Origin of the sequence: Butyricicoccus sp. AF35-5AC (assembly GCF_003477715.1) — a bacterium.
GTDB lineage: Bacteria > Bacillota > Clostridia > Oscillospirales > Butyricicoccaceae > Agathobaculum > Agathobaculum butyriciproducens.
Window position 1 is genome coordinate 503,115 of sequence record NZ_QUDX01000001.1, and the last position, 19,038, is coordinate 522,152.

Genomic DNA, 19,038 nt, shown 5'->3' on the forward strand with positions numbered 1-19,038 from the left:
AAGAGTCGAAATGCTGCTTTTTTGACAGACTGAGAGGACTGCGTTGCAGTCCTCTTTGCTTTACTCTGCGCTCGAAAGCATGAGCTTGATTCGGTTTTCCTGGTTAATTTTCGACGCGCCCGGGTCGTAATCCACCGCGACGATATTCGCCTGCGGGTACACCTCGCGGATTTTTCGGATCATGCCCTTGCCCGCGATGTGGTTCGGCAGGCAGCCGAACGGCTGGGTGCAGACGATGTTGGTCACGCCTTCGCTGATCAGCTCGACCATTTCGGCGGGGAGCAGCCAGCCTTCGCCCATCTTGACACCCTGACCGATAATGGCGTGCGACTTTTTGCGCACCTCGTCAAACGGCATCGGCGGACGAAAATGACCGTCCTTTTTCATCATTTTGATGATATCGGCCTGCTTGCCGAGCACAAACTGGTACACCATCTTGTAGACGGCGGCGGTTTTGCCGTTGCGGCCGTACAGCTCGTGGTCGATGACCGAGTTGTAGATGCAGTACAGGCAGAAGTCCATCAGACCGGGCAGCACCGGCTCGCAGCCTTCGCTGAGCAGGAATTCTTCCAGACGGTTGTTGCCGAGCGGCGAGAACTTGACGTAGATCTCACCGACGATGCCGACCAGCTTTTTCTTCTGCGTTTTATCCAGCTTCAGCTTGCCGAATACGGTCAGCACGAACCGGAACAGGTGCTTTACCTCGCCGTAGCGCACCATGCGCTCGCCGGTGAAGCGCTTGATGACCGCGTCCATGCAGATGTCGATCGCCTTGTCGGTCGAGCCGGGCACGACCTCGTACGGACGGCACTGGTTGGCGACCATCATAATCAGATCACCGATGAGCAGCGCGTAGGCTACCTGCACGAGCATGGTCTTGGTCAGCTTGAAGCCGGGGTTGCTCTCCAGACCGGAAAAGTTCAGCGAAATGACCGGAATGAAGCCGTAGCCGTTCTTTTCCAGCGCCTTGCGGAGCAGGTGGATATAGTTGGACGCACGGCAGCCGCCGCCGGTCTGCGGCAGGATGAGCGCGATTTTGTGAATGTCGTACCTGCCGGATTCGATGGCGTCCATCAGCTGACCGATGACCAGCAGGGCGGGGTAGCAGGTGTCGTTATGTACGTTGCGCAGACCCTGCTCCGCGATGTTCGGACCCTCGGTGTGCAGCAGCTCCATGTCGTAGCCGTAGTTTTTCATCAGGCGGCAGATGAGTCCGAGCTGCACGGGCAGCATATTCGGCACCAGTATCTTATAGGTTTTTCGCATTTCCTCCGTGAACTGCGGGTAGGAATATGCGGGCGTTGCCTCAGGCGTTTTGCTGTTCTGCAAGCTTGCGTCCCTCCTCTACGGCGGCCAGCATGCTGCGGATACGGATTTTCGCCGCACCGAGGTTGCTGATCTCGTCGATTTTCAGCTGTGTGTAAATTTTGCCGCCGTTTTCGCAGATGGCGCGCATCTCATCGGTCGTGATGGCGTCAATGCCGCAGCCGAAGGACACCAGCTGGATAAGCTGGGCGTTCTCCTTCTGGGTGACGTACTTGGCTGCGCCGTACATGCGCGAGTGGTACGTCCACTGGTTGAGCACATGCACCTCGGGTGCATCGGTCAGCTGCCAGACCGCATCCTCGGACACGATGACCAGACCGAACGACGCGATTAGCTGGTCGATGCCGTGGTTGATCTCCGGGTCAACGTGATACGGACGGCCTGCAATAACGGCAACGTCAAGGTCGTGCTCGTCCGCGTAGCGGATGGCGCGCTGACCCTCGATGCGAACGTCAATGTAGTATTCGTCCTGCGCCATGTATGCGTCCTCGACAGCGGCGATGACCTGCTTTTTCTTGATCTGCGGGTACTTGCCGCAGAAATACTTAACGGCGTGCTTCGTGAAGCGCTTTTTGTCCGCGAGTTCAAAGTACGGCATCATAAAGTCGAAGTCCGCGAGTGCGGAGACGTTCGCCTTCAAAAGCTCCGGATAGTAGGCAACGACCGGACAGTTGTAATGGTTGGTCGCGCGTTCCTCGTCCAGATTGTAGGTCATGCACGGATAGAAGATCGCGTCCACGCCCTTTTCGAGCAGGTTCTCGATGTGGCCGTGCATCAGCTTTGCCGGATAGCAAACCGTGTCGGACGGGATGGAATGCTGACCCTGCATGTACATATCGCGGGTGGAAACGTCGCTCAGGATAGTCTCGAAGCCGAGTTTACGCAGGAATGCCGTCCAGAACGGCAGCAGCTCGAAGTTGTTGAGACCGAACGGCAGACCAATTTTTGCAATCGGGTTTGCAATGCCGGACGGCTCGCCGTAGCTTTTCAGCTTTTCCAGCTTCCATTTATAAAGGTTGGGCAGGTCGGCCTTTTTCGTGCCGCCGAGCGGACGCTCGCAGCGGTTGCCCGAAATGAAGCGGCGGCCGCCGCCGAAGTCGTTAATCGTCAGATTGCAGTGATTTTCGCACAGACCGCAGCGCGTGGAGCGCACGTTGTGCTCGAAGCCTGCGAGGATATCCGTGCCGATGAGCGTGGTGGTGTCCCTGCGGTTGTCCTTGGCGTGCAGTGCTGCGCCGTATGCGCCCATCAGACCCGAGATAGCCGGGCGGGTCACGTCGCGGCCGATTTCCTGCTCGAACGAGCGCAGGATGGCGTCATTGAGGAACGTGCCGCCCTGTACAACAATGTGCTGACCGAGGTCGTCCGGCGAGTGGGCGCGGATGACCTTGTACAGCGCGTTCTTGACGACGGAAACCGACAGACCGGCGGAGATCGCGTCAATGCCCGCGCCGTCCTTCTGCGCCTGCTTGACCGAGGAGTTCATGAACACCGTGCAGCGCGAACCGAGGTCGATGGGGTGCTTTGCGAACAGACCGAGCTTGCAGAATTCCTCGATGGAGTAGCCCATCGAGCGGGCGAACGTCTCGATGAACGAGCCGCAGCCGGACGAGCACGCCTCGTTGAGCGAAATATTGTCGATGCACTTGTTGCGGATTTTGAAGCACTTGATGTCCTGACCGCCGATGTCGATGATGAAATCAACATCCGGGCAGAAATGGCGCGCCGCGCGGAAGTGCGCGACCGTCTCGACCAGACCGAAATCCACGCCGAAGGCATTCTGGATGAGCGCTTCGCCGTAGCCGGTGACCGCCGAGGACACGATATGTACGCGGTCGCCGCACAGCTCGTACAGCTTGGTGAGCTGCTTGCGGATAACGTCCGCCGGATTGCCCTTGTTGGACTGGTAGTGGTGGAACAAAATCTGGTCGTCCGCACCGATGAGCACCAGTTTGGTGGTGGTGGAGCCGCAGTCGATGCCGAGATATGCGTCGCCCTCGTACATGGTGACGTTCTGCGTCATGACATCGTGCATGGCGTGACGGTTCTTGAATTCCTCGTACTGCTGCTCATCCTCGAACAGCGGCGGCAGGTAGTTGGCAACGACCGGAGCGTCCGCCGCCTTTTCGAGCGCCGCGAGCAGCGAATCGACCGTGTAGGTCTTCTGCGTGCCGCCTGCGTACTCCGCCGCGCCCGCCGCGATGGCATACGGCGCGAGAGCCGGGAAGTGCGCGTGCGCGTCATCCAGCTTCAGCGTCTCCTGAAAGCGCTTCTGCAGACCCTTGAAGAAGAACAGCGGACCGCCGAGGAACAGCACATCGCCCTTGACCTCACGGCCCTGCGCCAGACCCGCGATGGTCTGGTTGACGACCGCCTGAAAGATGGAGGCGGCAACGTCCTCCTTGCGCGCGCCCTCGTTGAGCAGCGGCTGAATATCCGACTTGGCGAATACGCCGCAGCGGGATGCGATGGTGTAGATGCGCTCCGCGCCCTGTGCGAGTTCATCGAGCTCGGACGGCGTAACGTCCAGCAGGACCGCCATCTGGTCGATGAAAGCGCCGGTGCCGCCCGCGCAGGAGCCGTTCATGCGCTCCTCCAGCTGACCGGTGAGGAAGACGATCTTCGCGTCCTCGCCGCCCAGCTCAATGACAACATCGGCCTGCGGAACGTGTACGCCTACCGCCTTGCGGGTGGCGAACACCTCCTGTACAAAATCAATATCCGCGGCCTTCGCCACGCCTAAACCGGCCGAGCCGGTGATCGAACAGCGGAGCGGCGTGTCCTCGCCGATGAGGCCGCGCGCCGCGCGCACCAGCTCGACCGCCTTTTCACGCACCTTGGAAAAATGCCGTTCGTAGTGCTTGTGGATGATCTCTCCATCGCGGACAACGACGATCTTGACGGTCGTTGAGCCGATGTCGATTCCAACATTTACATTCATAATACCCTAATTCTCTCCCATAACAAAACAGAGCACCCGTTAAGGTGCAACGTGAATGCGGGTAAGTGCTGCCGTGCGTCAGCCTGAGAAGGCTGTGTGATGTGATAAATATGCAGGGCAAAATCTTACCTTTATTACTATAACGGTGTGAGCGGAAAATGTCAATGCGGCGATATTCCACTTGGCTGCCGAAAATTTCCCTTGACAAAGCCGGAATTTTTATATAAAATATACGGCGTAAGTGAATACATGTCCTTATCGAGAGCGGTGGAGGGAACGGCCCTGTGAAACCCGGCAACCTGCGTTGTTTTGCAACGTAAGGTGCCAAATCCGGCGTAAGAATACGAAAGATGAGGGAGCAAAACGAACTTTTCGCTCCCGCTGAGGAGCGTTTTTTAATGCTCTGAAAATGAACTGGAGAAAGGAACTGATACTTAATGGCACATCATTTTTTCACCTCGGAATCGGTTACGGAAGGCCATCCCGATAAAATCTGCGACCAGATCTCGGACGCGATCCTTAACGAGATTTTAACGCAGGATCCGTATGCCCGCGTAGCCTGTGAGACCACCTGCACCACCGGTATGGTTCAGGTAATGGGCGAGATTTCCACTTCCTGCTATGTGGACATCCCGAAGGTTGTCCGCGACACGGTTCGTGAGATCGGCTACGACCGCGCAAAGTACGGCTTTGACTGCGACACCTGCGCTGTCCTGACCGCGATCGACGAGCAGTCCGCCGACATCGCACTCGGCGTTGACAACTCCCTCGAGCGTAAGGAGGGCGCTTCTGAGGCCGACCTCGCCATCGGCGCAGGCGATCAGGGCATGATGTTCGGCTATGCGTGCGATGAGACCAAGGAGCTTATGCCGATGCCGATCTCTCTGGCGCACAAGCTGGCAAAGCGTCTGACCGAGGTACGCAAGAACGGTATGTTCGACTATCTGCGTCCGGACGGCAAGAGCCAGGTTACCGTGGAGTACGATGAGGACAATCAGCCTGTCCGCGTGGATACGGTTGTCATTTCCACCCAGCACAGCCCGGAGGTGTCCCTCGCGCAGATCCGCGAGGACATGATCGAGCAGGTGGTAAAGAAGGTCATTCCGTCCCATCTGCTGGATGAGAATACCAAGTATTTCATCAACCCGACCGGCCGCTTTGTCATCGGCGGCCCGCACGGCGACTCCGGTCTGACCGGCCGTAAGATCATCGTGGACACCTACGGCGGCATCGGCCGTCACGGCGGCGGCGCGTTCTCCGGCAAGGACCCGACCAAGGTGGACCGCTCGGGCGCGTATGCGGCTCGCTGGGTTGCGAAGAACATCGTTGCGGCAGGTCTGGCAAAGCGCTGCGAGATTCAGCTGGCGTATGCCATCGGCGTTGCCGAGCCGGTTTCCATCATGGTAGAGACCTTCGGCACCGGCGTTGTTGGCGACGATGTGCTTGAGAAGGCCGTAGAGAAGGTGTTCGACCTGCGTCCGGCGGCGATCATCGAGCAGCTTGACCTGCGTAAGCCGATCTACAAGCAGCTGGCAGCCTACGGCCACATGGGCCGCGAGGAGCTTGGCGTCAAGTGGGAGAATACCGATAAGGTTGAGGCGCTGAAGGCAGCGGTAAACGGTTAATTTGCGCTGAAATTGCATAGAGAAAGGCTCCGGAGTATATCCGGAGCCTTTCAGTCTGTCAAAAAAGTCAGATTGGCGTATTGCGTTTCGTGCGACAGCACGCATAAAATAGAATTTGCGAAGCAAATTCATAAATTCCGGGAGCATGTATCTCGGAATTTATACAAGGGAAGAAAAAATGTGCCCGCAGGGCGCGGTTTTTCTTCAGTATTCGCTCGAAAGCGTGGTTTCGAGCGAGAGGCTGCTCGGAAAACGATAGTTTTTCGACAGCCTCAAAGGCTCTGGAGCATATCCGGAGCCTTTTTTGTATCTCAAAATTTCGCGGCAGGGATTGAGCCGATGCAGGGAAATTGGCTCACATATCTCGCGTGATCTGCTTGAATCGAATCAAAAACAGCGTTGTCGTCGTTGCTGCCGCCAGCAAATCCGCGACCGGCTCTGCGAGGAACACGGCGAACAGCTTATCCGCGAAAAAGTGCGGCAGGAGCAGAATAAACGGTATCAGCAGGAAAACCTTGCGCTCGAGCGCGAGAAAAAGCGAGATTCTCGCCTCGCCGAGCGCCACAAACGACTGCTGGAATCCGGTCTGGAACGCATTGGTAAATCCGAGCGCAAAGTATACGCGCAGCGCCCAGACGGTGCGTTCGACCAGCTCCTCATCCGAGGTAAACAGGTGCACGACCGTATGCGGGAACAGCTGCACAGCCGCCCAGATCGAAAACGCGAACACGAACGCCGCCGCGAGATTCAGCTGCACGACGCGCTTCATGCGGTCGGGCCGCTTCGCGCCGCAGGCGTAGCTGAGAATGGGCTGCGCGCCCTGCGCCAGACCGGTCAGCGGCAGCTGCACCATTTGCGCCACCGAGGTCAGGATGGTCATTGCGCCGACGGCTGCGTCGCCGCCGTACTTCTGCAGCGATACGTTGAAGGCGATGGTGAGCAGGCTTTCTGTTGACTGCATGACAAACGGGGATGCACCCAGACCGACCGCGGACGCCAAAAGCGGTCGGTCAATACGGAAATACGCGCGTTTTAAGCGCAGAACCGTCTGCTTTCCGGTCAGAAACCGCAGAACCCATGCCGCAGACACCGCCTGCGAGATAATTGTCGCTACAGCCGCGCCGCGCACGCCCATTTTCAGCACGAAGATGAACAGCGGGTCAAGCACGGTGTTGAGCACCGCACCGATGACAACGGTTTTCATCGCAACCGACGAGCGGCCCTGCGCGGTGATGAAGCCGTTGAGACCCAATGACGTCATCACGAAAACCGTGCCGAGAACGTAGAGGTTGAGGTACTGCATCGCGTAGGGCAGGGTGTCGGCAGATGCGCCGAACAGGCGGAGCAGCGGCGCCTGAAACAGCAGGAAAAGTGCTGTCAGCACGAGTGCAAGCGCCCAGAGCGCCGCCGTACACGTTCCGAGGATGCGTTCCGCGCGGTCGTGCTCCTTTGCGCCGAGCGCGATAGACGCCCGCGGTGCACCACCCATGCCGATCAGCGCCGCGAATGCGGAAATGAGCGTGATGACAGGGAAGGTGACGCCCATGCCGGTCAGCGCCAGCTTGCCCTCGAGCGGGATGCGTCCGATGTAAATGCGGTCCACGATGCTGTAAAGCAGGTTGACAACCTGCGCCGTGATGGTCGGCAATGCCAGCCGAAACAGCAGCGGCCCTACGGGTGCTGTGCCGAGGGCCGCTGTCTGCTGATTCTGTTGTTCACTCATGCCTTGCTGTCCTCACGGATGAGCACGCGGATGGCCTCCACGGCGGCCTTTACGCCGCGCTCGGTGGCGTCAGGCGGAATCGCCGGAGCATCATCGTTGTCCGCGTTCCACAGCACGTTGAGCACCGCGCCGCACCGAACGTGCAGCACTTGCGCGACGATCATGAGCGCGGCTGTCTCCATCTCGCTGGTGAGCGCGCCTGCCGCCTTCCATGCCTTCCACTTGGCGGTCAGCTCGTCCGCGATGGGCATCTGCGCGGGACGGATTTCGCCGTAAAAGCTGTCCTTGGACTGGATTACGCCCGTGTGATACGGGAAGCCGAGCGCCTGCGCCGCCTCATGCAGCGCGGAAACAACGGAAAAATCCGCGACTGCCGGGAACTCGATGGGGAGGTACTCGCGGCTCGTGCCCTCCTGCCGGATGGCACCGGTGGCGATAACGATATCGCCGCCCTTTACCTTGTCCACAATGCCGCCGGACGTGCCGACACGGATGAACGTGTCCGCGCCGCACTCGACCAGCTCCTCCATGGCGATGGCCGCCGACGGACCGCCGATGCCGGTCGAGCAGACCGCAACCGGAACACCGTCCAGAGAGCCTGTCCACAGCGTGTACTCGCGGTTGTGCGCGATCTGCTTCGGGTCATCGAAATACTGCGCGATCTTCTCGCACCGCGCCGGGTCACCGGGCAGAATGACGTACCGCCCGATATCGCCCTTGGTGATTTGAATGTGCATCTGTCTGCCGTCTATCAACATACGATTTCACCCTCCCGTTCTACGGTTCTGATGTTTTTCTCCGCCTTGCTGCGCGGCAGCATGACCTCGTGCCCGCAGCCGAGGCATTTCAGCCTGAAATCCATACCGATACGCAGCACCTGCCACTGCTTGCTGCCGCACGGGTGCTGTTTTTTCATGGTAAGAATGTCGTTTACCTGTATATCCATTGGGTTCACTTCCTTTGTTACCCCTATTATCCATAGTGTATATGTAAAGTGTATATGTAAGACTGTTCAGATTCGCTCTAAAAGGCACACACAGTGCGCGGCAATGCCTTGTTTGGAGCCGGTAAAGCCCAGTCCCTCCTCGGTGGTCGCCTTGACCGAAACCTGCTCGACCGCGCAGCCGATGGCGGCGGCAAGGTTCTCGCGCATCTGCAGAATGTGCGGCGCGAGCTTGGGCGCCTGTGCGAGCACGGTCGCATCCAGATTGCCGAGCTGCCAGCCGCTTTCGCGCACGAGCGCGGCAACGTGACGCAGCAGCGCGATGCTGTCCGCGCCCTTGTAGCGCGGGTCGGTATCCGGAAAGTGCTTGCCGATGTCGCCGAGCGCGAGCGCGCCGAGCAGGGAATCCATGACGGCGTGCGTGAGCACATCCGCGTCCGAGTGACCGTCCAGACCAAGCTCAAACGGAATGTTCACACCGCCGATGATGCACGGTCTGCCGGAGACCAGTCTGTGTACGTCGTAACCGTGTCCGATGCGCATATTACTTGTCCTCCCTTGTGAGGAGCGCTTCTGCAACGAGAATGTCCTCCGGCGTGGTGATTTTAATGTTCTGGTAGCTGCCGTGGGTCGCCTTGACGATGGTACCGAGCGACTCGACAGCCGCGCAGTCATCGGTGAAGCTGTAGCCGCGCTCGGCAGCCGAGGTGAGCGCGCGGCGGAGCAGGTCCTTGCGGAATACCTGCGGAGTCTGCACCGCGGCAAGCGTGTCGCGGGCGACATCGGCGGCGATATTTCCATCCTTGATGCGCTTGATGCTGTCCTTGACCGGAACGACCGGCGCGGCAGCGCCGTACTCGGCGGCGGTGGTAACGGCCTCGGTGATAACGGCCTCGGAGACGAGCGGGCGGGCGCCGTCGTGTACGGCAACGAGCACGGCGTTTTCCGGTGCGGCCGTGATGCCCGCGAGAACGGATTCCGTGCGGGTCTCGCCGCCGCGCGTCACCGTGCACAGCTTGTCAATGGAGAAGGCCTTCGCCAGCTCGGTATAGGGCATGATGTCCTGCTCGCGGCAGACGAGCACGATATCGCGGATGGCGGCGCATTTCTGGAAGGCGGAAAGCGTGCGTGCGAGGACGGGTACGCCGTCAATCTCGAGCAGCAGCTTGTTTTCGCCGCCCATGCGGCGGGAGGAGCCTGCCGCTACGATAACAGCGCATACGGCGGGGAGATCAGTTTTTTTTCTGCGTTTTCCCAGCATAATTGTTCGGTCCTTTCTATCAAAAGGCTTTGTGAGCCTTTTGGTTCGTTTGGATAAATCTTTGTACCGTTATTTTACACGATTTCGGCAAAATTTACAAGGGTTGTGAGAATTTATCGCAGGGCGGGGCACTCCGGAGCGGCTTCATCTGCAACGATTATCCCGCAGGGGAGCACAGTGTGCTCCCGAACAGCGTAAAATCGAACGGTTTGTGGGCGAACAATGTTCGCTCCTGCGGTTACGCGCGTGCATGCGGGTTACATGCGGTGCGCCGAGGTCGGCGCCCCCTACGGAATGCACTGCCGGTTATCATAATGCCAACGAGCAACAGCCACCCGCCAAATCCCGACTTCCACAGGAGGACGCCGCCCGCAAGGAGGACGAGAACGGACACGCCCGCAATCCCGTTCAGCAGGCGTGTAAACCGCCCGTCCGCGAGGTGCCGGAGCGCCATGCCGCCGTCGAGCGGGGGAATGGGCAGCAGGTTGAACAGCCCGAGCAGGGCACTCGCGCCGGCAAGCCGGTACGCGCCGAGCGGGTTCGCCAGTGCGGCGAGCGCAAAGCTGGCCGCCGGTCCGGCGAGGCAGATCGCGGCGCGCGAAAACGGTGACGGCGGCAGACTGCACCGCAGGACAGCGCCGCAGGCGGTCAGGCACAGGGCGTGCACCGTGCCGCCGGACAGACGAATGACGAAAAGGTGTCCGCACTCATGTACAGCCGCCGCCAGCAGGAAAATGGGGAGCACGCCGCTCTTATCCGCGCACCAGAGCGCAGCCATGAGCACAAGAAAGCCGTCACGGACCTGAATTCGGCTCACAGCGCAAGATAGTCGGCGGGATCGAGCGCCGCGCCGTTGTGCCACAGCTCGAGGTGCAGGTGCGGACCGGTGGCGTTGCCGGTCTGACCGACCTTGGCGATCTGCTCGCCGCAGGTGACGGTATCACCGACTTTGGCGGAAATGCTGCTGCAGTGCGCGTATAGGGTTGCAAAACCGTCTGCGTGATCGACAATGACGTACAGACCGTAGCCGGATTCACCGGTCTCGCGCACCGTGCCGTCCGCGAAGGCGGTGATGGGCGTGCCCTCGTCTGCGGCAAGGTCAAGCCCGTAGTGGAAGCCCGGCTGACCAGTGATGGGACTGAGCCTGCTGCCGAAAGAGGACGTCAGCGTGCCGGAAGTCGGCGTGGTGTGCTCGAACTCCAGCGGATAGACGGTCTGGTCAACCGTGTCGGGGAACAGGGTCTGGTCGCGGTCTAAAATATCGTCCGCACCGCCGGAGGATTCCGCAGGAACGGTATCTGCGGGCATGGCAGAGCCGCCGAATACCGCGAGAACATGGTCAGCATTTGCCGCGCCGGACAGGGCAGAAGCCGCCTTTTCCCGCACGGTCTGCGCGAAGGGGATATCGGCGTACTTTATCACACCGGCAGCGAGAACCAGCGTTACGATGAATAACAGTCCTTTTCCGTGGCGTTTTTCGGTCATGGGGTACCCTCCTTGGTGTTGTGAAAATGGCATACCGCAGGGTGCGACAATTCACCTTCTGCTCTCACCCCGCCGTATAAATGGTTTGCACACGCACAACCGTAGGGGCGAACATTGTTCGCCCGCAGCGCGACCAGAGCCTGCGCAAGAAACGGCCACGCACCCATTTAACGGCGGTGTGGGAGCACACTGTGCTCCCCTACGGGATAGTGATCGAAAATGAATTTACAAACAGTACGCCGCGTCATTACGTCAATCCAATTTATGAAAGGGGGAGGGCGCTTATGCGGTTCTCAGCGTGAGAAAAATTTTGCAGGCTCTCCCTGCGAAAACGGCGGCGGGATGGAAGTAATTTGCAGGAATCCTTGCGGGGCGGACAAGTGTTCTTGTGAGAAGATACAAAAAACGTAAAGTTACTCAAAAGATAATCAGTAGATTATCTGAAATTGTATTCTCAGCGCAAAAAAAGTGAGCCGAAATGCGGAAATGGTAGTATAATGTGAAGCATAATCCAAGACACCCGATAGGATATGCCGATTCGGGGGAAACAAAGGAGAAGATTTCACCATGAAGAAAACACTCAGTATGCTCCTTGCCGGCGCTATGCTGGCTACGGCGCTGACCGGCTGCGGCGGTTCCGCTTCGGGCAGCTCCGATTCGCAGAACAGCGGCTCCGACAGCACCGCTTCCGGCACTGCCTTCAAGATTGGCGGCACCGGCCCGCTGACCGGCGCGAATGCTATTTACGGCAATGCCTGCAAGAACGGCGCACAGATCGCGGTTGACGAGATCAACGCTGAGGGCGGCGATATTCAGTTTGAGCTGAACTATCAGGACGACGAGAGCGACGCAGAGAAGGCGGTAAACGCCTACAACACCCTGAAGGACTGGGGCATGCAGCTGTCCCTCGGCTCCGTAACCTCCAAGCCGTGCGAGGCTACCGCCGCTGAGAACTACAGCGACCGCATTTTCGCTCTGACCCCGTCCGCATCCTCCGTTGCAGTAACCGAGGGCAAGGACAACGTATTCCAGATGTGCTTTATGGACCCGAACCAGGGCACCGCATCCGCACAGTACATCGCAGAGCAGAAGCTCGGCACCAAGGTTGCGATCATCTGGAAGAACGATGACGTTTACTCCACCGGCATTCACGACAAGTTCGTAGAAGAGGCAAAGACCAAGGGCCTCGAGGTCGTTTCCGACAAGACCTTCACCGATGCTTCCGCGAACGACTTCTCCGTTCAGCTGAACGAAGCAAAGAGCAAGGGCGCTGACCTGGTATTCCTGCCGATATACTATCAGCCGGCATCCCTGATCCTGACCCAGGCAAACGCAATGGGCTACGCACCGAAGTTCTTCGGTGTAGACGGCATGGACGGCATTCTGACCATGGAAGGCTTTGATCCCAAGCTGGCCGAGGGCGTAATGCTGCTGACCCCGTTCAACGCAGACGCAACCGATGACAAGACCGTTTCCTTCGTTAAGAAGTACAAGGAGCAGTTCGGTGAAACCCCGAACCAGTTCGCAGCCGACGCTTACGACTGTGTTTACGCTTACAAGCAGGCACTCGAGAATGCAGGCGCTACGCCGGATATGTCCGCTGAGGACCTGTGCGACAAGATGATCGAGCAGTTCACCTCCATGACCTTCGACGGTCTGACCGGCGAGGGCATGACCTGGGATGAGACCGGTGCCGTATCCAAGTCCCCGAAGGGCATGGTTATCGAGAACGGCGCTTACGTTGGTATGTAAGACAGAACCGTAGGGTTCTAACAGCATAAACGCAAGGGCGAGTAAAGGAGGTCTGGCAGCAGTCCTCCTTTACCGCTATTATAAAGAAGATAGGAGGTAGGAGATAGGAGGTAGGAGTGGACGACGATAAACGTTTCCCGTAGGGCGCGACGACTCGGCGCGCCGTATAAACCGTATGCACATCGTTACGAACGGCGCGCCGGGGTCGTCGCGCCCTACGGTACGGGTAAATCATCGGATAAACTCCTACCTCCTCCCTCCTAACTCCTACCTTAAAAGAAAGAATGGGGTGTTCCAAACCATGAGCTTTTTGAATCATTTGATCAGCGGCATCAGTCTGGGCAGCATCTACGCCATCATCGCACTCGGCTACACGATGGTTTACGGCATTGCAAAAATGCTGAACTTCGCGCACGGCGATGTTATCATGGTAGGCGGCTACATGTGCTTCTGCGCTACCACCTATCTCGGCTGGCCGGCGTGGATGGGCGTTGTGCTGGCTGTTGTTGTCTGCACCGCGCTCGGTGTTGTTATTGAGAGACTTGCCTACAAGCCGCTGCGCATGGCGCCGTCGCTGGCGGTGCTGATCACGGCCATCGGCGTTTCGTACTTCCTGCAGAATGCGGCGCTGCTGATCTGGTCCTCCAACCCGAAGACCTTTACCTCGGTCGTCACCGGCGAGGCGCTCAGCCTGTTCGGCGGTCAGCTGCAGATTTCCAAGGTGACGCTCGTTGCCATCGCAGCCTGCATTGTCATCATGGTCGCTCTGATGCTGTTCACCGGCAAGAGCAAGGTCGGTACGGCGATGCGCGCCGTTTCCGAGGACAAGGGCGCGGCGCAGCTGATGGGCATCAACGTCAACACGACCATTTCCATCACCTTTGCGATCGGCTCGGGTCTGGCAGCCATCGCGGGCGTGCTGCTGTGCTCCGCGTACCCGACCCTGATGCCGACCACCGGCTCTCTGCCGGGCATCAAGGCATTCACCGCTGCCGTATTCGGCGGCATCGGCTCGATTCCGGGCGCGTTCATCGGCGGCATTCTGCTCGGCATCATCGAGATTTTTGCCAAGGCATACATTTCCACGCAGATGTCGGACGCGATCGTGTTCGCAGTGCTCATCGTGGTGCTGCTGGTCAAGCCGGACGGCCTGCTCGGCAAGCATGTGAGCGAAAAGGTTTAAGGGGGCAGTCATATGAACAAGTTAAAATCCTATGCTGCGTCCAGGCGCGGACGTGACACGTTGCTGTGCTTCGGCATTGTCATCATTGCGTACATCATCGTGCAGGCAGCCATCGCGGGCGGCGGCATCTCCAGCCAGATCAAGGGTCTGCTCGTGCCGATCTGCGCGTATGTTGTCATGGCGATCTCGCTCAACCTGACCGTCGGCATCCTCGGTGAGCTGTCGCTCGGCCATGCGGGCTTTATGTCGGTCGGCGCGTTTGCGGGCATTGTCACCACCACCTGTCTGGCGGATGCGATTCCGCTTGCACCGCTGCGTCTGGCTGTCGCCATGGTCGTTGCCGGACTGTTTGCGGCGATTGCGGGTGTCATCGTCGGCGTGCCGGTACTGCGCCTCAAGGGCGACTACCTCGCCATCGTAACCCTCGCCTTCGGTGAGATCATCAAAAACATTGTAAACGTTATGTATCTCGGTCTGGATGATGCCGGTCTGCATTTCAGTCTGGTCAACCAGAATTTCGAGCTGGGCGACGGCGGCAAGATGATCATCAACGGCCCGATCGGCGTATCCGGCGTCACCAAGATCTCCACCTTCACCTCGGGCGTTGTGCTCATCCTCGTTACGCTGTTCTTCGTGCTGAATTTTGTAAACAGCCGCACGGGACGTGCGGTCATGGCGGTCCGCGACAACAAGATCGCCGCTGACTCCATCGGCATCTCCACCTCGCACTACAAGCTGCTCGCGTTCGTGGTCTCCGCGGCGTTCGCCGGCATGGCGGGCACGCTGTACGCGATGAACTTCTCCACCGTAACCGCTGCCAAGTTTGACTTCAACACCTCCATTCTGGTGCTCGTATTCGTCGTTCTCGGCGGTCTGGGCAACATCTGGGGCTCGATCATCGCGGCTACTCTGCTGACGCTGCTGCCCGAGCTGCTGCGCGGCCTGAGCAACTACCGTATGCTCATCTACGCAATCCTGCTGATTGCAATGATGCTGTTCAACAACTCCTCCTTCAAGGTTCGCCTGCTGGAGAAGCGCGCAATGCGTCAGATGGAAAAGGCCGAAAAGGCCGGCGGCAAGAAGGAGGGTGCGTAAGCCATGGCAATGCTGGAAGTTACTTCGCTCGGTATTTCGTTCGGCGGTCTGCGTGCCGTTGACGAGTTGAGCATGAAAATCGAAAAGGGCGGTCTGGTCGGCCTCATCGGTCCGAACGGCGCAGGCAAGACCACCGCGTTCAATATGCTGACCGGCGTGTACCGTCCGACTGACGGCGGCATCCGTCTGGACGGACAGAACCTCATCGGCAAAAAGCCGCATGAAATCTGCAAGCTGGGCGTTGCCCGCACGTTCCAGAACATCCGCCTGTTCTCGCAGCTGAGCGTGCTGGATAACGTAAAGACCGGTCTGCACAATCAGATCACCTACTCGTTCGCAGAGAGCATGTTCCACCTCGGCTCCTACCGCAAAAAGGAGAAGCAGATGGACGAAAAGGCACTCGAGCTGCTGCGTGTGTTCGATCTGGACGGCGTAGCCGACTACAAGGCAGCCAACCTGCCGTACGGCAAGCAGCGCAAGCTCGAGATCGCGCGTGCGCTCGCTACCAACCCCAAGCTGCTGCTGCTCGATGAGCCTGCCGCGGGCATGAACCCGAACGAGACCGAGGAGCTGATGGAGACGATTGAAATCGTCCGCAAGAGGTTCGGCGTAACCGTCCTGCTCATCGAGCATGACATGAAGCTGGTCTCCGGCATCTGCGAGTACCTGTATGTGCTCAACTTCGGCCGTCTGCTGGCTGAGGGCACGCCTAAGGAAGTGCTGAGCAATCCGGAAGTCGTTAAGGCGTATCTGGGCGAATAAGAAAGGAGGAAACAAGTATGGCAATGTTGGAAGTAAAGGACATCAACGTGTATTACGGCCTGATTCATGCACTGCGTGATGTTTCCTTCGAGGTAAACGAGGGCGAGGTCGTAGCGCTTATCGGTGCGAACGGCGCGGGCAAGACCACCACGCTGCACACGGTCACGGGTCTGCTGCCATCGAAGGGCGGCACGGTGACGTTTGAGGGCAAGGACATTACGCACAAGCCGGGTCATGCCATCGTAAAGCTGGGCATGAGCCACGTTCCGGAGGGCCGCCGCGTGTTCGCGGGTCTGACGGTCGCGGAGAACCTGCGTATGGGCGCGTATACCCGCCCGAAGAATGAGATCCCGGAGTCGCTGAAAATGGTCTACGAGCGTTTTCCGCGTCTGGAGGAGCGTAAAAATCAGGCAGCCGGTACGCTGTCCGGCGGCGAGCAGCAGATGCTCGCAATGGGCCGCGCACTGATGAGCAAGCCGCGCATCCTGCTGCTCGATGAGCCGTCCATGGGTCTGTCGCCGCTGTTCGTCGGCGAAATCTTCAAGATTATTGAAGAAGTGTCCAAGGCAGGCACCACTGTCCTGCTCGTAGAGCAGAACGCAAAAAAGGCGCTGTCCATCGCGGACCGCGGCTACGTCCTCGAAACCGGCAAAATCGTCAAGACCGGCAAGGCAGCCGATCTGCTGAATGATGACTCTATTAAGAAGGCTTATCTGGGAGAATAAAGGTAATCCTTGCATCGCAGGGCGGGATGACCGCACCCCGCCCTGCGGAAAACGTGACCCATTGATAAAAGGGGGTAAAAATAATGAAACCATACGTTATCACCATCGCGCGCCAGTACGGTTCGGGCGGCAAGACGGTCGGCAAGATGCTGGCGGACAAGCTGGGCATTCCGTTCTACAACCGCGAGATCATCACCATGGCGAGTGAGGACAGCGGTGTAAACGCCATGCTGTTCTCGGACGAGCGTCTCAAGGGCGATTTTCTGACGCGCCTGCGCGCGCATTATCACGGCAACACGCCCGTGCCGAACGACTCGTCCAAGTCCTACCTCAAGGATGAGGCGCTGTTCGCCTATCAGGTGAAGATCATCCGCCGGCTGGCGGATCAGGGTCCGTGCGTTATGATCGGCCGCTGCGCCGACTATATTCTGGCAGGCCGACCGGATGTTGTGCGCGTGTTCGTCCATGCGGACAAGGATTTCTGTCTTGAGCAGGCCATGAAGGTGGACTCGCTGCCCGAGAACGAGGTGGCAAAGAAGATCGCCGAGATCGACGAGTACCGCGCCCGCTACTACAAGCACCACACCGGCCACGACTGGTATGACGCGCGGAATTATGATCTGTCGCTCAACAGCGGCGTGCTCGGCTTTGACGGCACGGTTGAGGAGATCATCAAGTATATGGAAGTGCGCGAGCAGTTTCAGAAGTAAATGAGGGGAGAGCCGTCTGCGAGAGCAGGCGGTTTTCTTTTTTGCGCTTGGCGGTTGAAAGGATTTACCGTATGTGTACCACCTGCACATAATTATCCCGTAGGGGCGAACATTGTTCGCCCGCAGCACGACCGGAGCCTGTGCAAGGAACGGCCACACATCCGGTTAACCATAACGTGGGAGCACAATGTGCTCCCCTACGGGATAACGTGTACAGATCGGATAGCAACGGTAAACCACGGCAGGAAAACGGTGCAGATTCGACCTGAAAAAACTTTTTCAAAAAAATTAAAAAAAAGGGGTTGACGAAACGGGGATTCTGTTATATACTAAACAAGTCGTCAGCGATGAGTCATCAAAAACGACAACAACTTAACAAGATGGAGAGTTGGCTGAGTGGTCGAAGGCGCACGATTGGAAATCGTGTAGGCGTGATGAGCGTCTCTAGGGTTCAAATCCCTAACTCTCCGCCATAAAGAGCTGAAACGTTGGTTTCAGCTCTTTTTGCATTACCTGTCGCGAAACTACAGTTTCGCCGACAAGGAGGAACGGACCGTAGGCCGTTCCAAAGTCGTCCGAAAGTTCCTATGCAGAAACTTTCTCCCTCCGGAAGTGAAAAAACCGAGATACATGCTCCCGGTTTTTTCGGATTGCAGAGCAATCCTATTGAATACGCGCTTACGCGCGGGCTGCGAACAGATTTTAACATCCTCTGACTGTGAACAGGGGATGTTTTTTTGATTTCCCGGAAAATATTTTTCGGAGTTGACCATTTGCGGTCAATTTTTTATCCGTTCCGGCGGTAGGGTAAAGGGAGGTGCTCACATGGGCAGAAACAGAAAAGTTGGATTGGACTGGTGGCCGCGCGACATCGGCCTGTACCGTGACCCGAAGCTGAGAGCCGCACGGCAGAAATTCGGCGTGCTCGGGCCGTATGTGTACGAATGCCTGCTCGATATTGCCTACGGCGACAAGGGCTACTACATCGCCTACAGCGGCGAGGGCCGCGAGGACACGCTGTGGCAGCTCCGCGAGTACACCGCCGGACTGGAAAACGTGACGATCGAAACACTGGCCGCCGTAGTCGATCAGCTGGCGGCAAGCGGCCTGTTCCATGCTGCGTTATATGAACGCGGCTTTCTCACATCCAAAAGAATACAGATGGGGTATTTTCTGGCGACCGTGACGCGCAATGCAGTTCCCATCAATTTTGACATTTGGCTTCTCACCGAGCAGGAAATGCGGGAGAAGAATCCGAGTGGCAAGTCTTTTGTGCTGCGTGCATTTATTTCCCGCACGGAAAATGCGATTTATCGTACGGAAAATGCGATTTATTGTACCGAAAATCCACAGAGCAGAGAAGAGCAGAGGACAGAAGAGCAGAGTACAGTAGAGCAGAGCAGACCAGAGAAGAGAAAGCAGTTACGGCTGATTCTGGTCGGACGACCGAACTGGAAGAAAAACTGAATTGTAAGTTTGACCATAATTTCTGTCTGGAGCTGCGCAG

17 protein-coding genes, 1 tRNA gene and 1 riboswitch are annotated in these 19,038 nt (G+C 58.1%); of the genes, 9 read left to right on the plus strand and 9 right to left on the minus strand.

Features of this window, described 5'->3' with window-relative positions; translation table 11 throughout:
• Positions 1-60 precede the first annotated feature (60 nt).
• Together DWZ82_RS15835 and DWZ82_RS02350 are read right to left on the minus strand one after the other, a co-directional pair.
• Entirely contained in the window at positions 61-1,329 is a 1,269-nt protein-coding gene (locus DWZ82_RS15835; protein WP_330423316.1) for a 2-hydroxyglutaryl-CoA dehydratase, read from the minus strand.
• The gene (locus DWZ82_RS02350; protein WP_118478456.1) at positions 1,307-4,267 is read right to left on the minus strand and encodes an acyl-CoA dehydratase activase; all 2,961 of its coding nucleotides are present in this window, start codon (positions 4,265-4,267) and stop codon (positions 1,307-1,309) included. Before DWZ82_RS02350 ends, DWZ82_RS15835 begins: the two co-directional genes overlap by 23 nt.
• A 252-nt stretch (positions 4,268-4,519) precedes the next feature.
• Positions 4,520-4,624, plus strand: a riboswitch (SAM riboswitch).
• A gap of 80 nt (positions 4,625-4,704) precedes the next feature.
• On the opposite strand from DWZ82_RS02350, the gene metK reads away from it, so the two are divergent.
• Positions 4,705-5,892: a methionine adenosyltransferase gene (gene metK / locus DWZ82_RS02355; protein ID WP_118478458.1), complete on the plus strand. Its 1,188-nt coding sequence runs from the start codon at positions 4,705-4,707 to the stop codon at positions 5,890-5,892.
• 355 nt (positions 5,893-6,247) lie between these two features.
• Here the strand turns inward: metK and DWZ82_RS02360 are convergent, their stop codons facing one another.
• The 7 genes from DWZ82_RS02360 to DWZ82_RS02390 form a co-directional block, all read right to left on the minus strand.
• Positions 6,248-7,615, minus strand: coding sequence for an MATE family efflux transporter (locus DWZ82_RS02360; protein ID WP_118478460.1), 1,368 nt, complete (start codon positions 7,613-7,615; stop codon positions 6,248-6,250).
• Positions 7,612-8,373, minus strand: a complete 762-nt coding sequence (udp, locus tag DWZ82_RS02365; protein ID WP_110435086.1) for a uridine phosphorylase — start codon at positions 8,371-8,373, stop codon at positions 7,612-7,614. The genes DWZ82_RS02360 and udp overlap by 4 nt, the downstream gene beginning before the upstream one ends.
• The gene (locus DWZ82_RS02370; RefSeq protein ID WP_117751980.1) at positions 8,367-8,561 is read right to left on the minus strand and encodes a DUF951 domain-containing protein; all 195 of its coding nucleotides are present in this window, start codon (positions 8,559-8,561) and stop codon (positions 8,367-8,369) included. Before DWZ82_RS02370 ends, udp begins: the two co-directional genes overlap by 7 nt.
• Before the next feature lie 66 nt (positions 8,562-8,627).
• The gene (gene ispF, locus DWZ82_RS02375; protein ID WP_117751979.1) at positions 8,628-9,101 is read right to left on the minus strand and encodes a 2-C-methyl-D-erythritol 2,4-cyclodiphosphate synthase; all 474 of its coding nucleotides are present in this window, start codon (positions 9,099-9,101) and stop codon (positions 8,628-8,630) included.
• Position 9,102: 1 nt separating this feature from the next.
• Positions 9,103-9,819, minus strand: coding sequence for a 2-C-methyl-D-erythritol 4-phosphate cytidylyltransferase (gene ispD, locus DWZ82_RS02380; RefSeq protein ID WP_117488758.1), 717 nt, complete (start codon positions 9,817-9,819; stop codon positions 9,103-9,105).
• A 238-nt stretch (positions 9,820-10,057) separates the two neighbouring features.
• Positions 10,058-10,636 (minus strand): site-2 protease family protein, encoded by a 579-nt coding sequence (locus DWZ82_RS02385; RefSeq protein ID WP_118478462.1) that lies wholly within the window; start codon positions 10,634-10,636, stop codon positions 10,058-10,060.
• Positions 10,633-11,304: a M23 family metallopeptidase gene (locus DWZ82_RS02390; protein ID WP_158575056.1), complete on the minus strand. Its 672-nt coding sequence runs from the start codon at positions 11,302-11,304 to the stop codon at positions 10,633-10,635. The genes DWZ82_RS02385 and DWZ82_RS02390 overlap by 4 nt, the downstream gene beginning before the upstream one ends.
• Before the next feature lie 567 nt (positions 11,305-11,871).
• Between DWZ82_RS02390 and DWZ82_RS02395 the strand changes: the two genes are divergently transcribed.
• From DWZ82_RS02395 to DWZ82_RS02430, 8 genes are all read left to right on the plus strand, one after another.
• Entirely contained in the window at positions 11,872-13,056 is a 1,185-nt protein-coding gene (locus tag DWZ82_RS02395; RefSeq protein ID WP_118478466.1) for an ABC transporter substrate-binding protein, read from the plus strand.
• A 301-nt stretch (positions 13,057-13,357) separates the two neighbouring features.
• Positions 13,358-14,239, plus strand: coding sequence for a branched-chain amino acid ABC transporter permease (locus DWZ82_RS02400; RefSeq protein WP_118478468.1), 882 nt, complete (start codon positions 13,358-13,360; stop codon positions 14,237-14,239).
• Between the two features lie 12 nt (positions 14,240-14,251).
• Entirely contained in the window at positions 14,252-15,334 is a 1,083-nt protein-coding gene (locus tag DWZ82_RS02405; protein WP_118478470.1) for a branched-chain amino acid ABC transporter permease, read from the plus strand.
• 3 nt (positions 15,335-15,337) lie between these two features.
• On the plus strand, positions 15,338-16,096 hold the full coding sequence (locus DWZ82_RS02410) for an ABC transporter ATP-binding protein (protein ID WP_117751972.1): 759 nt from the start codon (positions 15,338-15,340) through the stop codon (positions 16,094-16,096).
• Positions 16,097-16,113: 17 nt separating this feature from the next.
• Positions 16,114-16,821, plus strand: a complete 708-nt coding sequence (locus DWZ82_RS02415; RefSeq protein WP_110435076.1) for an ABC transporter ATP-binding protein — start codon at positions 16,114-16,116, stop codon at positions 16,819-16,821.
• A gap of 83 nt (positions 16,822-16,904) precedes the next feature.
• Positions 16,905-17,531, plus strand: a complete 627-nt coding sequence (locus tag DWZ82_RS02420) for a cytidylate kinase-like family protein (RefSeq protein WP_117751971.1) — start codon at positions 16,905-16,907, stop codon at positions 17,529-17,531.
• A 382-nt stretch (positions 17,532-17,913) separates the two neighbouring features.
• Positions 17,914-18,004: transfer RNA gene (locus tag DWZ82_RS02425), tRNA-Ser, on the plus strand.
• 352 nt (positions 18,005-18,356) lie between these two features.
• Complete coding sequence (locus DWZ82_RS02430) at positions 18,357-18,998, plus strand: DUF4373 domain-containing protein (protein WP_118478472.1); 642 nt, start codon at positions 18,357-18,359, stop codon at positions 18,996-18,998.
• The last annotated feature ends 40 nt before the right edge of the window (positions 18,999-19,038 follow it).